Genomic DNA, 14,948 nt, shown 5'->3' on the forward strand with positions numbered 1-14,948 from the left:
GGCCGTCAAGGCCAGTCTGACCGGCGAGGCGAGCGTGTCTCGGGAGCATATTGATGTTTGACATTGGTTGGAGCGAGATTCTGGTGATTGCGGTCGTATTGATCGTTGTCGTCGGACCCAAAGATTTGCCTCCAATGATACGTGCCTTCGGCAAAATGACGGCCAATCTTCGAAAGATGGCGGGCGAGTTCCGCAGTCAGTTCGATGAAGCGCTGCGTGAAGCTGATATGGATGATGTCCGTCGTACCATTTCCGACGTACAGAACCTGAATCCGACAAACTCCCTGCGGGACGCCATGAACCCGCTGCGCCAGCTTGGTCAGGATATCAAATCCGATTTGCAAAAGGCAACGACACTGGATGACGCAAAGTCGGGCACGTCCGCAACCTCTGCGACACCAGCTTCCTCGACACCGGTTTCGGTGCCTGAACCTTCGATGATGTTGCCGGATAGTCCTCCGGCAATCATCCCCGATGCTGCAACGCCAGCACCTGTTGTTGCCAAGGCAAAACCGGCTGCAAAGCCGCGTGCGCCGAAGGCATCGACCGCCAAGGCAGCAACGGCAAAGGCTGCCACCACGGCCGAGGCAACCACGGTTGCTGCAAAGCCGGCCGCCAAGCCTAGAGCCAAAACGGCGTCAGTCGCACCTGCTGCTGATACGGTCGAGACAGCAAAGCCGGTCGCCGTGAAAGCAACGCCAGCCAAGGTTACGCCGGCGAAAGCCGCGCCCGCCAAAGCCGCGCCAGCCAAGACCGCTGCTGCCAAAAAGCCATCCGTTGCCAAGGCTGTAACTGATGTGGCTGACAAGCCTGCCGCCGCCAAGAAGCCAGTGGTGCGGAAAACCGCCGCCACTGCAAAGACTGCCAAGAAGGACGAAGCATGAGCGGCGATATCGAAGACAAACCCCAGCCGCTTGTCGAGCATCTGATGGAGCTGCGCACGCGGCTCATCTGGTCGCTGGTGGCTTTTTTTGCTGCTTTTGTGGTGTGCTTCGGCTTTGCCAAGCACCTGTTCAACTTTCTGGTCATTCCCTACAAGTGGGCAGTGACCTGGGCAGGACTTGACCTTTCCAAGGCAGAACTCATCTACACCGCCCCGCAAGAATTCTTCTTCACCCAGGTGAAGGTGGCGATGTTCGGCGCGATTGTTATCGCGTTTCCGGTTATTGCCTCGCAGCTCTACAAGTTTGTGGCGCCCGGCCTCTACAGGAATGAGCGCGCTGCTTTCCTGCCATTCCTCATTGCATCACCGATCCTGTTTCTGATCGGTGCAGCACTCGTCTATTTCTTCTTCACGCCCATGGTCATGTGGTTCTTCCTTGCCATGCAGCAGTTGCCGGAAGAGGGCGAAGTTGCCATTTCGCTGATGCCGAAAGTGTCGGAATATCTCAGCCTGATCATGACGCTGGTGCTGTCATTCGGTCTGGTGTTCCAGCTACCTGTCGTCACCACGCTTCTGGCCCGCGTTGGTCTGCTCACCAGCCAGACGCTTAAGGACAAGCGCAAATTCGCCATCGTTATTGCCTTTGTCGTGGCCGCCGTTCTAACGCCGCCCGATCCGCTTTCCCAGATCGGTCTTGCGCTGCCTGCGATCATTCTCTACGAGATTTCCATATACTTGGCTCGACTCGTGGAGAAGAAGCGGGAGGCGGAAAATGCAGGCAGGGAGCTCGAAGCCTCCGAAGACGCCTGACGTTTGGTCCGGCATGCTATTTTTCATGAGCCGGGCTTCAAGCCCGGCTTTTGCTTTTTTGAAGTAACCGCAGGCAAACCGAACAGTCTGGAACGACAATGCTCGATATTAAATGGATACGCGAAAACCCCGAAGCTCTGGATGCCGCCCTGGCAAAGCGCGGCGCGGAGCCTCTTTCTTCCGGTTTGATAGTGCTTGATGAAAAGCGCCGTGCCGTTATTCAGAAACTTCAGGAAATGCAGTCCCGTCGTAATGCCGCCTCCAAAGAGATTGGCGCAGCCATGGGACAGAAGAACTTCGAGCTTGCTGAAAAGCTGAAAGCCGAAGTTGCCGAGCTGAAAGAAACCATGCCACAGGCAGAAGAAGAGGACCGCCAGATCACGGCAGAACTCAACGACGCCCTGTCGCGCATTCCCAATATTCCCTTCGATGACGTTCCTGTCGGCAAAGACGAACACGACAACATTGTTGCGCGTGTCGTTGGTCAAAAGCCGGGCTGGAACCATGAGGCGAAAGAACACTTCGATATCGGTGAAGCGCTTGGCTACATGGATTTCGAACGCGCAGCCAAATTGTCCGGCGCCCGCTTTACTGTTCTGACCAGCCAGATTGCACGATTGGAACGGGCGCTTGGCCAGTTCATGATCGACCTGCATACAGGCGAGCACGGTTATACCGAAGTGTCGTCGCCGCTGTTGGTGCGTGACGAAGCGATGTTTGGAACCGGCCAGTTGCCGAAGTTCTCCGAAGACCTGTTCAAGACCACGGATGGCCGCTGGTTGATCCCGACGGCTGAAGTCACATTGACCAACCTGGTTTCGGGCGAAATTCTCGATCAGGAAAAGCTGCCGCTGCGCTTTACCGCGCTGACGCCGTCCTTCCGCTCGGAAGCTGGTTCTGCCGGTCGTGATACCCGTGGCATGCTGCGCCAGCACCAGTTCTGGAAGTGCGAACTGGTTTCGATCACCGATGCGGAAAGCGCTGTGGAAGAGCATGAACGCATGACGGCATGCGCTGAAGAAGTGCTGAAGCGTCTTGGTCTGCATTTCCGCACCATGACATTGTGCACCGGCGACATGGGCTTTGGCGCACGCAAGACGTATGACCTTGAAGTGTGGCTGCCAGGCCAGAACGCTTACCGCGAAATCTCGTCCTGCTCGGTCTGTGGTGACTTCCAGGGTCGCCGTATGAACGCCCGTTACCGGGGCAAGGAAGACAAGGCAACGAAGTTCGTTCACACGCTGAACGGTTCCGGCACGGCTGTTGGCCGCTGCCTGATTGCCGTTCTCGAAAACTACCTGAACGAAGACGGCTCTGTCACAATTCCGGACGTGCTGCTGCCATATATGGGCGGTCTGACCAAGATCGAAAAAGCAGCCTGATACTGCAGAAAGGGTATATGAATGCGCATTCTTCTGACCAATGATGATGGTATCCACGCCGAAGGGCTGGCGGTGCTTGAGCGCATTGCGCGCAAGCTCTCCGACGATGTGTGGATTGTCGCTCCGGAGACGGATCAGAGTGGTCTGGCGCATTCATTGACGCTTTCTGAGCCGCTGCGTTTGCGCAAGGTTTCCGACAAGCATTTTGCCCTGCGCGGTACGCCAACCGATTGCGTCATCATGGGCATTCGCGAAGTTTTGCCCGGCAAACCTGATCTGGTGCTGTCGGGTGTAAACTCCGGCGCCAACATGGCCGACGACGTGACCTATTCCGGTACTATTGCCGGCGCCATCGAAGGCACGCTGCAGGGCGTGCGTTCATTTGCGCTGAGCCAGGCCTATGCTCACACCGATGACGGTGACCGCATCGTGCCGTGGGAAGTTGCAGAAACCTATGCACCGGACCTGATCAAGAAGCTGATCGATGTCGACCTGCCGGATGGCACGTTCCTTAATCTCAACTTCCCCAACTGCGCGCCGAATGACGTGCAGGGCGTGACCGTGACCGATCAGGGCAAGCTGGACTTCGGTCTGACGGTTGAAGAGCGCAAGGATGGCCGTGGCCTTCCTTATTACTGGCTGCGTTTTGGCGAGCGTCTGGGCACGTTCCGCGAAGGCACCGATATTCATGCCGTCAAGAACGGCAAGATCTCTGTAACGCCTCTGAAACTCGACCTGACAGATTATACGGTCAAGGATCGTGTTGCCCAGGCGCTTGGTTTTGGAGTTGCAGATTGAAATCGCCAATGATCGAAAAAGAGGGGTTTGCTGCTCTGGTCCTGCGTCTTCGGGCCGAGGGCATCTCCGATATCGATCTGTTGACGGCAGTCGAGCAGACACCACGCTCGCAATTCGTACCATCGCAATTTGCCGACGATGCCTATTCCACCCGAACCATCCCGATTGATTGCGGGTCGTTCATGGAAGGCGCCGATATGGCGGTTAAAATGCTGGCCCGGCTTCAGGTCAAGCCGGGGCAGCGTGTACTGGAAATCGGAACGGGCAGCGGTTTTACCGCCGCTGTTCTTGGCCGCATGGCAGAACGTGTCGTTTCCATTGATCGTTACAGGACCCTGGTTCAGAGCGCGCAGAAGCGTATGGAAGGCCTTGGCCTTCGTAATGTCGTGACCCGCCTTGCCGATGGCAGCAATGGTCTGACAGGCGAGGGCACCTTTGACCGTATTCTGATTACGGCAGCCTTTACCACCTTTCCACGCTTCATGGCCGAACAGCTCGTTTCCGGCGGCGTTTTGATTGCGCCGCTGATGGTGGATGACGAGCGTTGCGTGATGATGCGTTTGTCAAAAACCGGCAGCCGTTTTGAGCGCGAGGATATGTTCGAAGCGCCTTATTTGCCGCTTATCCCGCATATGGCGCGCCATATCTGATTTTTTCTGTCGCAATTGCTGTTTTTTAAGGCTTTGAATTCAAACAAGGAATTCAGACTTCGCCTTGCTTTTTGCCATGTCTTAATTGTCATGGTTATCGAATTGTCAAAAAAACTGCGCGGAATTTAAGCGTCTTAACCGCGTAGTAATACTAACGCGCTTTAATCATATCCATAGACGCATGGTTTTTCCGTTCTCGGGAAATGGGCCTTGCAAGAAATGAGTTTGCGCCGAGGCAGTCAGTTTCGGCGGGTTGGCGTCAGTGTAGATCGAGTCATGCGTATGAAGAATTCGCCCAAAATCGGAAAATCAGTCGCAAGAGTTTTGGTTGCAATCTCGCTGGCAGGCGTGGTTACGGGCTGTAGCTCGGATGCCACCCGGTTCAGCGGTCTGTTTTCCAATGAAACGGATACGATGACCACTGCATCAATCCCTTCCAGAAACGGTGCAGGTGCCTATGGTCAGGCACCGATCCCGATGGGCGATGTCAATGGTTCATCGATGGCATCAGCTCAGCCTGCCTACGGTAACAACAATCAGAATTATAACCAGCCATACCAGAACAACTCTGGTAATTACGGCTCGGTGCAAAGTTCCAGCGCACGGGTGGCCTCTTCGCCATCGACGATCCAGCGCTCGGAACTGACAGCTCCATCCGCAGGCAACACGCTTCGCGAACCGCAGTCGCGTAATCAGGCGATGGCACAGCCATTCCCGTCGGCCAACCTGCAGCCTGCCGCACCGGCGGTTGTTGCGCAGGCTCCGGCTGCACCGCGTGCTGTTGACCAGCTTTCCACCGCGTCAACCAAGCCGTCTTCAAATGGCTGGAATGCGCAGGGTGGCCCAAGTGTGACGCTGCGCCAGGGTGAAACCATTGCGACGCTGTCCAAGCGTTACGGTGTTCCTGAAAAGGAAATCCTCAAGGCCAATGGACTGACGACGGCTTCGGCTGCGGCACCTGGCCAATCGATCACCATTCCGACCTTCGGCACGCCACGTAACGCTGCCAAGGCCGCTGCGGACAACGTAAATCTCGCCAATGACGGCAACCTGCCGGCACCAACCCGCCAGAACGACCAGAACCTTGCTGTTCTGCCGTCCGCTGCTGCTGCCCGCGACAAGGCATCCGGCGAAGCTGCAAAGCTGACACCTCCAGGTGGCAAGCCTCTGCCGCCAACCGGTGGTTACAAGGTGCAGCCAGGTGACAGCCTTGCCAAGATTGCCAAGGCAAATGGTGTTAGCGTTGCTGCTTTGAAGGCTGCAAATGGCCTGTCGAACGAAAACATTCGTATCGGCCAGACGCTGCAGATGCCTTCTGCCAACACCGACAATGTAAAAACTGCGTCGATCACGCCGAAGGAAACACCGGTACAGCCGGCAGCGCCTGCGAAGACTGAAACCGCTGTGAAGTCGCCTGAGCCTTACAAGGCACCGGTCGCCACTTCGACAGTCGGCGAGATCGAGAAGAAGTCCGACGTGGCATCGATTGCTCCGGCCGCAACAGGCATCGGCAAATACCGCTGGCCGGTTCGTGGCGCCGTGATCTCCGGTTTCGGTGAGAACGTCGATGGCAATCGTAACGACGGTATCGATATCTCGGTTCCCGAGGGTACGGCGATCAAGGCTGCTGAAAACGGCGTGGTTATCTACTCCGGTAACGGTCTGAAGCAGCTCGGCAACACGGTTCTGGTTCGTCACGACGATGGCAAGGTGACCGTTTACGGCCACGCTTCCGCCCTCAACGTACAGCGCGGCCAGAAGGTGCAGCGCGGCGATACAATTGCGACATCGGGCATGAGCGGCAGCGCGAAACGCCCACAGGTTCACTTCGAAGTGCGCAAGGATGCGACGCCGGTGAACCCATCAGGATACCTTGAGTAGGTAGTGCGTCTCAGGGAAGAAAAAGCCGGGCTTGAGCCCGGCTTTTTTGTGTTTATAGGCATGTTTTTTGGCGCCGATTTAGGCGCTTCTACTTCAATCCAGCGTATCCAGAAATGCCTGCGCAATGGAAAGCTCGTCCGGCGTGTTGATGTTGAAAAACGGATCAATGGACGAGGTGACGCTTTCAATCTTGGGGAATGAAATGCCAAGGGTCGAATGCCGGCCAAGGAAGTTACGGATACGACGGTTTTCATCCACCGCAAGCCATTGCTCCAGATCATCGGCAATGGCGACTGGCCACAGACCGAACACCGGATGCACCTGACCGGCAGATGCGGCAATGATGACCGTGCTGTCGTCAGTCATGTAAGACCGCAGCTGGTCTTCCAGAGTGTCGGGAAAGAACGGACTGTCGGCCGGGACTGTCAGCATGTGGCTGGCGTCCGGTGCCACTGTCGCCATGTGACGTAGTCCAGCCAGAATGCCTGCCAGCGGCCCGGCATGGCCGAGTTTTGTGTCAGGCACCACAGGAAGGCCAAACTCGTCTGCCCACTCATGGGGTGCGTTTAGCGCAAGGTATGAGACTTGCGGGCGGATACGCTCGATGACATGCGAGAGCAGGGCGCTGTCGCCTAGTTGCTTGAGCGCCTTGTTGCTGCCCATGCGGCGGGAAAGGCCGCCAGCGAGAATGAGGCCGGGAAGATTTTTATGCATTGTCGTCTCGTTGTGACCGGCTGGCTTCCTGCCGTTCGGCTTTGCGCGTGAAGTATGTTGCGTAAAGGGCGAGAAGCCCGGTTGCAACCATCATGAACAGCAGCGGCTGTGTGCCGGAGGTTGGCGATAGCAGCGAGGTTGCGATAACAGACAGCGCAGCACCACCGCCAATCGTTAGCGCACCACCGAGACCGGAGGCAGAACCCGCCAGATGTGGTTTTACGCTGACCATGCCGGCATTGGAACTTGGCAAGGTCACGCCATTGCCAACACCGATCAGCGCCAGCGGCATGAAGAAGGCGTAAGGGCTGTGCAGGCCCGTATTGGCAAGGACGATGGCGATGACAATTCCGGTCATGGCGATGAGATTGCCGGACACCATCATGCGGATGATACCGATGTCACTGGCATAACGGCCGGAGATGAAGTTGCCGAGCATATAGCCCGCCGCCATGAAGAAGAATTGCACACCCAGCATCGCCGGTGTCAGGCCGTAAAGTGTGCTGCCAATGAATGGCGCACCACCGAGAAACGAAAAGAACAGACCGGACGAAAATGTCGAGGTCAGCGCGTATCCCCAAAACAGCCGTGATTTGAGAAGTTCAGGCCAGGCCTTGAACTGTGCCGAAAAACTGGTCGACTTCTGGCGGTTGGTTTCACCAAGATCAAAATAGACAAGCACGATCACCAGCATCGTCAGGCCCATCAACAGCAGGAAACTTGCCTGCCAGCCGCCGATATCATTCAGGACACCACCAATCATCGGGCCAACCATCGGCACGACAGACATGCCCATCGTCACGTAACCGATCATCGAGGCGGCCTGATTGGCCGGCACCATGTCGCGCACCACGGCTCTGGCCAGCACGAAACATGTCGCGACACTGGCCTGCGCAAAACGCGCCACCATGAACACACCGACATTGGGCGCCAGAAAACAGACCAGCGTTGCAATGCACATGATGCACAGGCTGACCAGCATCACCGGCCGTCTGCCAAACAGGTCAGACAGCGGGCCAACAACCAGCTGCACGCAGGCGGTGGCAGCGAGATAACCCGAGATCGACAGCTGCATGACGGCATATTGTGTCTCGAAATGCGCGGTCATGGCCGGCAGCGAGGGCAGAAACACGTTCATGCTGAGGGCAGAAAGCCCGGCCACCATAACCAGCGTGAAAATATGTGGCGGTGTTTTTCTGTTCAGAAAACCTACGTCAGTCAATTCATTACTCCTGACGCGTCACCGCCCTTAACGGTTGCGGATAGGGCTGGTTTGCGTCATTCCGGCATAACGGGGATTTTCAGGAATCCTTGGCCGATTTCATCAGATAGCGTCGTCTCTCGCGATAGAACGTGTAAATGCCGGATGCAATGACAATCGCTGCACCGATCAAGGTCCAGATGTCGGGTTTTTCCTGAAAAACCAGAATGCCAATCATCAGCGCCCACAGCAGGCTGGTGTAGCGGAACGGCGCGACGAAGGAGATTTCGCCCGAGCGCATGGCGAAGATCACCGTCTGGTAGCCGGAGAGCACCAGGATGGACGCGACGGCAAGATGGCCGATGACACTCCATTCCATCGGCTGCCAGCCACCCATCGGCACGATCAGCAATGCGCCAAACGCCGTATTGGCAGTTGCGGTAAACATGCTGATGGTCAGCGACGGTACGTCGGCATACATGCGCCGCGTCACCAGATCACGACAGGCCGTGACGAACACCGATGCAATTGCCAGCAATGCACCGGTGGTAAAACCTTCCGACCCCGGCCGAATGATAGTCAATACACCGGCAAAACCGATACCAATCGCCACCCAGCGCCGCCAGCCCACCGGCTCGCCCAGAAAAAGTGCAGCCCCCAGCGTCACCACCAGTGGCAAGGACTGCATGATTGAGGAAATGCTGGCAAATTCCACTTGGCCGAGTGCGGTCAGAAACAGGACCGTGGCGGTAATCTCACTAACTGTCCGCAACAGCACTAGTGGTCGAAACAGTGTTTTGATGGGCCTCAGGGCGCCAAAATATTTGGCGAGCGCGATAATCATCACTGTGGTCATCACGCCGCGTACGAACATGATCTGGCCGGTATTCATGAATGGGGTGACGGATTTCACCAATGCGTCGTTGATGGTGAAGCTGGCCATGGCAAGTGCCATGAACATCGCGCCCCGGGTATTTTCCGTCATTGCCATTACAGTAGAGCCTCTCCCGCCCGAATCCCCTCGGACACGGGCCAGTAGTAGCCAATCGATCATGGCTGTGCGAGGTCAGCGAGGCGGGAAAACGTCTGGTTGTGGTGACGAATTAAATAAGCAATATACAATGCGCGAGCGACGTGCTCAGCCGCCGGTAACACTCATGTGGCGGGCGACAGCTGGCCGCTTGTGTGTGCGGTCAATGATGAAGTCATGACCCTTCGGTTTGCGCAGGATTGCCTCGTCAATGGCATTGGACAACAGGCCATCATCCTCGCTGGCTCGAAGTGCGGTGCGCAGGTCTGCGGCATCGTTCTGGCCAAGGCACATGTAAAGCGTGCCGGTGCAGGTCAGGCGCACGCGGTTGCAGCTTTCACAGAAATTATGGGTAAGCGGCGTGATGAACCCCAGACGGCCGCCTGTCTCTGTAACCTTGAAATACCGGGCAGGGCCGCCGGTCTTGTAGGGAATGTCCGATAGCGTGAACTGTTCTTCCAGCTGCGTGCGCAGTTGCGACAGCGGCAGATAACGGTCGGTGCGATCTTCCTCGATCTCACCCATCGGCATGGTTTCAATCACGGTGAGGTCCATGCCGCGTCCATGCGCAAAACGCATCATCTCGGGAATTTCAAACTCGTTGAAATCCTTCAGCGCAACCGCATTGAGCTTGATCTGCAGACCAGCCTTCTGGGCGGCATCAATGCCTTCCATGACCTTGGAGAAATCACCCCAGCGAGTGATCTGCTTGAACTTGACCGGATCCAGCGTATCAAGCGACACATTGATGCGGCGCACGCCACAGTCGTAAAGTTCTTCGGCATTGCGTGCCAGCTGCGACCCGTTGGTGGTCAGCGTCAGCTCGTCAAGCGTGCCGGCATAGACATGGCGGCCGAGATTGCGCACCAGTTCCATGATGTTCTTGCGCACAAGCGGTTCGCCGCCGGTCAGGCGCAGCTTACGCACACCCTTTTGAATGAAGGCGGAACAGAGCCGGTTCAGCTCCTCCAGCGTTAATAGGTCTTTCTTGGGCAGGAAGGTCATGTGTTCCGACATGCAATAGGTGCATCGGAAATCACAGCGATCTGTCACCGACACACGCAAATAGGTGACCGCACGCCCAAAAGGATCGATCATGGGTTCTGAATTTGGTGTCAGGGCTTCGGTTTTTCCGACAGGTCCCAAAAAGCTGTTCAACGTGCCAACTCCTGCTTCGAACACATGTTCAATGTGATACTGTTTCAGGCCAAGCCAAGGTGTTCGTTGCGCGTGTTTTATCTAGAGACTTGCTTATAACGAAACAAGACCATAACTGTGAAACACTACAAGACATTAGGGAAATGAACAATGAGTGATCCTTGGCCCACCGAATTGAAGGTCTCACAGGATCGCCATCTGTTGTCTGTTACCTTCGATGACGGTGCGCAGTATAAAATCCCGGCGGAAGTGATGCGGGTTCTGTCGCCTTCGGCAGAAGTGCAGGGGCATGGTCCCGGCCAGAAGGTAACTGTGCCCGGCAAACGCAATGTTGCCATCCGCAACATGGTCGCTGCTGGAAACTATGCCGTTCGCGTCGTTTTTGACGATGGCCATGACAGCGGTATCTTTACGTGGAAATATCTGCTGGAACTCGGGCGTGATGGCGACAAGCTGTTTGCGGCTTACGAGGCTGAACTGGCAGAAAAAGGACTGAGCCGCGAGCCGCGCCGCCGTTAGGCTGCAGGTGGCAAACGGCAGATACTAATTTATTCCTTTCATACGAGGGCGCTTGAACCGATCGGTTCTGATCAGAAGCGCTCCAGACGTGATTTATACATATACGCACAGGTGAGGTGAACTTTGGCGGTTGAAGCAAACGGCAATGATTTGTTGCAGGTGGTGGTGCTGTTGAGCGCAGGCGTCGTTGCCGCCCCGTTGTTCAAAAAAATCGGTTTGGGCTCCGTGCTTGGTTATCTGGCCGCCGGTCTTGTCGTTGGTCCCTTTGGGTTTGGGTTCTTTTCGGATTCGCAGGCCATCCTGCATATCGCCGAACTTGGCGTCGTAATGTTCCTGTTCGTCATCGGGCTTGAAATGCAGCCGTCGCGGCTGTGGTCGATGCGCAAGGACATTTTTGGTCTCGGGGCATTTCAGGTGCTGGCCTGTATGGCCGGCCTGACGGTCATTGGCGTCAGCCTTGGTTATCCCGCCATTCCGTCGTTCGTGGCCGGGACCGGCTTCGTGCTGACCTCTACTGCCATTGTGATGCAGATGCTGCAGGAACGCGGAAGCATGTCGACGCTGAAAGGCCAGCGCATCATCTCCATCCTGCTGTTTGAAGATCTGGCGATTGTGCCACTTTTGGCGCTGGTGGTGTTTCTCGGCAGCGGCGGCGAAGAAGTGACGGCATCGCAGAGATGGCTGTCGATTGGAATTGGCCTTGCTGCCATCGCAGCATTGATTGTTGCCGGTCGTTATCTGCTCAATCCGTTTTTCCGCCTACTCGCCGCCTCCGGTGCACGGGAAGTCATGACTGCCGCTGCCCTTCTGGTGGTGCTGGGATCTGCTTTGTTAATGCAGATGAGCGGGCTTTCCATGGCCATGGGTGCATTTCTGGCCGGTGTGCTGCTGTCGGAATCGTCATTCCGCCACCAGCTGGAGGCCGATATCGAACCCTTCCGTGGTATCCTGCTTGGCCTGTTCTTCCTGGCTGTCGGCATGGCAATTGACCTGACCGTCATTGCCCAGAATTGGAAGATCGTCGTTGCCAGCGTGATCGGCTACATGGTGCTGAAGTCTGTCATCATCTACGGCGTGGCGCGTATTCTCGGCACCTGCAAACGTGAAAGCCTCGAGCGTGCGGTGCTGATGGCGCAGGGCGGCGAATTTGCCTTTGTGCTCTACGCCGCCGCCATTGCGGCCGGCATCTTCAACCGCGAAGAAAATGCGCTGTTGACCGCAACCATCATCATTTCGATGATCCTGACACCGCTGATGGTGATCTTGCATGATCGTCTGGTTCCAGCTGCCGTGCCAGATACCCATGATCTGGACCTGCCGGAAAATGTCGAAGGCACGGTGTTGTTGATCGGTTTTGGCCGTTTTGGCCAGATTGTCAGCCAGCCCTTGCTGGCGCGCGGTTACACGCTGTCGCTGATTGACCGTGACCCGGAATTTATCCGGGAAGCCGCCGAGTTCGGTTTCAAGGTCTATTACGGCGATGGTTCACGCTCTGAAATCCTGCATGCCGGCGGTGCTGCCACCGCCAAGGCTGTACTGATCTGCGTGGACGACAAGGAAGCGGCCATCCGCATTGCCGAGATCGTCAAGCACGAATTCCCGCTGGTGCCGGTGCTGGCGCGCGCCTTTGACCGCGCCCACGCTATCGATCTGTTGAATGCCGGTGTTGATTACCAGATCCGCGAGACACTGGAATCGGCACTGAACTTCAGTGAAGAAGTGCTGAACGTGCTTGGTGAAGACATGGAGGTCGCAGCGCGGCTGGTCGAGGAATTCCGCGATGTTGACCAGGAACGCTTCGCGCTTGAAGTTGTCGGCGGCATCTACGCTGGCCGCTCGCTGGTGCGTGGCAATGCCCAGCCGGCTGACCTTGTTGCGGCAAGAACGGCGAAGAAACGTGCGCAGCAGGAAAGCGCCAGTGCAGAGGCGAGGAGATGACGGTTTACCGTCATTCTCCTGTCATGTGACGGTGCTTTCACACATGCATGAAAAGGTGAGGACAGATGAGTATCATACAGTCGGTTGAAGAATTGCAGGCCATTTACAATGGCGTTTCAGAAGCGTCGGTCGCCAAGGTCACGGAACGATTGACCGCCGAATACTGGCTGATGATCGAAACCTCGCCCTTTGTCGCCCTGGCAACCGTTGGTCCTGAGGGCATGGACTGTTCGCCGCGTGGCGACCGCGGCGGTGTCGTGCGGGTTGCCGATGACAAGACGGTGCTGTTGCCCGACTGGCGCGGTAACAACCGTATCGATTCCCTTCTCAATGTGGTTCGTGACCCGCGCGTCGCGCTGATGTTCCTGATCCCCGGCTCCAACACCACCATGCGCATCAATGGCAAGGGACAGGTGTCGATTGATCCGGCTTTGCTGGAAAGCTTCGTGATGGATGGCAAACATCCACGCACCGTTTTGGTCGTGAGCATTGATGAGGTGTATTTCCAGTGCGCCAGAGCCTTGATGCGCTCGGAACTGTGGAACCCGGAGCACTTTGTAGACCCGGCGACATTGCCGACACCCGGTACCTTGCTGAAGGCTGCAAAGGCAGACTTTGACAAGGACACCTATGACAGCACATGGGCTGCTCGTGCCGCCGTCACCATGTGGTGATGCGCCGTTTGCGGCGGACAGGACAACAGCCTGATCAATAAGACGACGACCAATAAAAAAGAGCCTGTCATGCTTGGGACATGACAGGCTCTTTTTATTCTGGATGTTGGCGCTGGTTACTACTTGTAGATCAACCAGTTCTTGCCAACGTAATTCTTCTGCATGCCTTCTTCAAAGAAAACGCTGCGGTTGCGGCCGGTTTCCTTGGCATGGTAAAGTGCGGTGTCAGACTGTGCGTAAAGCTCGCCAGGACCAGAGGCTTGTGACCCCATGGCGTAACCGATCGAGATATTCACAGGGCCGTAATCCGTGCCCGAGCGCGAGTTGCGGAACGGTGTATTTTCCAGCGACAAGCGAATGCGTTCGCAGATCGTCATCACTTCATCGACATTGTTGCCTTCAAGGATGATTGCGAATTCTTCACCGCCGGTGCGGGCCACAAACACGTCCTTGCGAACGTTGGAGCGGATAAGATTGCCGACGGTCGCGAGAATCTTGTCGCCAACCGGATGGCCATAGGTATCGTTGATGCGCTTGAAGTGGTCGATGTCGAGCAACACGAGCGATGTCAGATGAAGGCCAATGGAACTGTCGAACAGGGAAGACAGCTTTTCATCAAAAGCGCGGCGGTTGGAAAGACGGGTCAGCGAATCCGTATTGGCGATACGCTTGTATTCGTCCAGTTCCTGACGAACCTGGTTCATCTCTTCGGAATGGCGGCTGACGCTCTGTGCAGTCTTTTCACCATGGGCCGCAGTATTGCCGGTTGCATCCTGCAATACTTTGATCACGCTGCCGACAATATTGTTGCTCGTGATATTCTTGTTGGAAATCCGCGCAACTGTCTCAACCAGCAGCTTGCTGTAGTTTTCCATTGAATTCTGTTCATGCTGCAAAAGCGACAGCAGGGATTCCAGCTCAGAGCGAACCTTGTCATGCGCAGTTTCAATGATACGGCCGTGATTATGGTCAAAATACTGGTCGCCCAGCGCGTCGAGTTCCTCCTGCGTCGCCTTGCTGCCAAGGGCAGCCAGCTCGCGGGTGAGGGCAGGGTTAGAGCCAATATAGGCTTCATAAAATAGACTGTAATTGCGGGGTATAGGTGCCACGCCCATGCTGCGCATGGCATAGGTAATCTGACCGGCAATATCAGGAACCTGCGCCTTGGGCGTGGTTACTGTGCTCATCAAAGTCTCCAAATAATTCTAGGCTTAAATCATGCTAAATATTAGCACCCAATTTCTTTTGGAATATTTAATTTTGGTGATGTGTTCTATTATTTCGAAAATGATGATGTAAGTATAGTCGCA

Annotated in this window: 14 protein-coding genes; 9 read left to right on the forward strand and 5 right to left on the reverse strand. The window is 56.0% G+C overall.

Features of this window, described 5'->3' with window-relative positions; all coding sequences use genetic code 11:
- Positions 1-53: 53 nt before the first annotated feature.
- The 6 genes from tatB (at position 54) to PYL13_RS08245 (ending at position 6,404) form a co-directional block, all read left to right on the forward strand.
- Positions 54-884 (forward strand): Sec-independent protein translocase protein TatB, encoded by an 831-nt coding sequence (gene tatB, locus PYL13_RS08220; RefSeq protein ID WP_275640985.1) that lies wholly within the window; start codon positions 54-56, stop codon positions 882-884.
- Entirely contained in the window at positions 881-1,693 is an 813-nt protein-coding gene (tatC, locus tag PYL13_RS08225) for a twin-arginine translocase subunit TatC (RefSeq protein ID WP_275640986.1), read from the forward strand. The genes tatB and tatC overlap by 4 nt, the downstream gene beginning before the upstream one ends.
- A gap of 98 nt (positions 1,694-1,791) precedes the next feature.
- Complete coding sequence (serS, locus tag PYL13_RS08230) at positions 1,792-3,075, forward strand: serine--tRNA ligase (protein ID WP_192487682.1); 1,284 nt, start codon at positions 1,792-1,794, stop codon at positions 3,073-3,075.
- A gap of 21 nt (positions 3,076-3,096) precedes the next feature.
- Entirely contained in the window at positions 3,097-3,873 is a 777-nt protein-coding gene (surE, locus tag PYL13_RS08235) for a 5'/3'-nucleotidase SurE (RefSeq protein WP_275640987.1), read from the forward strand.
- Positions 3,874-3,881: 8 nt separating this feature from the next.
- Positions 3,882-4,523 carry a protein-L-isoaspartate(D-aspartate) O-methyltransferase gene (locus tag PYL13_RS08240; RefSeq protein ID WP_409515557.1) on the forward strand — a complete coding sequence of 214 codons (642 nt, stop codon included), beginning with the start codon at positions 3,882-3,884 and terminating at the stop codon, positions 4,521-4,523.
- 276 nt (positions 4,524-4,799) lie between these two features.
- The gene (locus PYL13_RS08245) at positions 4,800-6,404 is read left to right on the forward strand and encodes a peptidoglycan DD-metalloendopeptidase family protein (RefSeq protein WP_441296631.1); all 1,605 of its coding nucleotides are present in this window, start codon (positions 4,800-4,802) and stop codon (positions 6,402-6,404) included.
- A gap of 93 nt (positions 6,405-6,497) precedes the next feature.
- On the opposite strand, the gene mobA is transcribed toward PYL13_RS08245, so the two are convergent.
- The 4 genes from mobA to moaA all read right to left on the reverse strand — a co-directional run bounded on the left by mobA (position 6,498) and on the right by moaA (position 10,447).
- Positions 6,498-7,118, reverse strand: a complete 621-nt coding sequence (gene mobA, locus PYL13_RS08250) for a molybdenum cofactor guanylyltransferase MobA (protein ID WP_275640988.1) — start codon at positions 7,116-7,118, stop codon at positions 6,498-6,500.
- Positions 7,111-8,340, reverse strand: a complete 1,230-nt coding sequence (locus tag PYL13_RS08255) for a multidrug effflux MFS transporter (RefSeq protein WP_275640989.1) — start codon at positions 8,338-8,340, stop codon at positions 7,111-7,113. The genes mobA and PYL13_RS08255 overlap by 8 nt, the downstream gene beginning before the upstream one ends.
- A 79-nt stretch (positions 8,341-8,419) precedes the next feature.
- Positions 8,420-9,310 (reverse strand): DMT family transporter, encoded by an 891-nt coding sequence (locus PYL13_RS08260; RefSeq protein WP_275640990.1) that lies wholly within the window; start codon positions 9,308-9,310, stop codon positions 8,420-8,422.
- Between the two features lie 147 nt (positions 9,311-9,457).
- Complete coding sequence (gene moaA, locus PYL13_RS08265) at positions 9,458-10,447, reverse strand: GTP 3',8-cyclase MoaA (protein WP_250983233.1); 990 nt, start codon at positions 10,445-10,447, stop codon at positions 9,458-9,460.
- A gap of 210 nt (positions 10,448-10,657) precedes the next feature.
- On the opposite strand from moaA, the gene PYL13_RS08270 reads away from it, so the two are divergent.
- The 3 genes from PYL13_RS08270 (at position 10,658) to PYL13_RS08280 (ending at position 13,638) form a co-directional block, all read left to right on the forward strand.
- Positions 10,658-11,026, forward strand: a complete 369-nt coding sequence (locus PYL13_RS08270) for a gamma-butyrobetaine hydroxylase-like domain-containing protein (RefSeq protein WP_192487689.1) — start codon at positions 10,658-10,660, stop codon at positions 11,024-11,026.
- Positions 11,027-11,149: 123 nt separating this feature from the next.
- The gene (locus PYL13_RS08275; protein WP_275640991.1) at positions 11,150-12,964 is read left to right on the forward strand and encodes a monovalent cation:proton antiporter-2 (CPA2) family protein; all 1,815 of its coding nucleotides are present in this window, start codon (positions 11,150-11,152) and stop codon (positions 12,962-12,964) included.
- Positions 12,965-13,029: 65 nt separating this feature from the next.
- Positions 13,030-13,638 carry a pyridoxamine 5'-phosphate oxidase family protein gene (locus PYL13_RS08280; protein ID WP_275640992.1) on the forward strand — a complete coding sequence of 203 codons (609 nt, stop codon included), beginning with the start codon at positions 13,030-13,032 and terminating at the stop codon, positions 13,636-13,638.
- A 119-nt stretch (positions 13,639-13,757) separates the two neighbouring features.
- Here the strand turns inward: PYL13_RS08280 and PYL13_RS08285 are convergent, their stop codons facing one another.
- Positions 13,758-14,825, reverse strand: coding sequence for a GGDEF domain-containing protein (locus PYL13_RS08285; RefSeq protein ID WP_250982692.1), 1,068 nt, complete (start codon positions 14,823-14,825; stop codon positions 13,758-13,760).
- Between the last annotated feature and the right edge of the window lie 123 nt (positions 14,826-14,948).

It is taken from the genome of Agrobacterium sp. Azo12, from assembly GCF_029193765.2.
In the GTDB taxonomy this organism is placed as follows: Bacteria; Pseudomonadota; Alphaproteobacteria; order Rhizobiales; family Rhizobiaceae; genus Agrobacterium.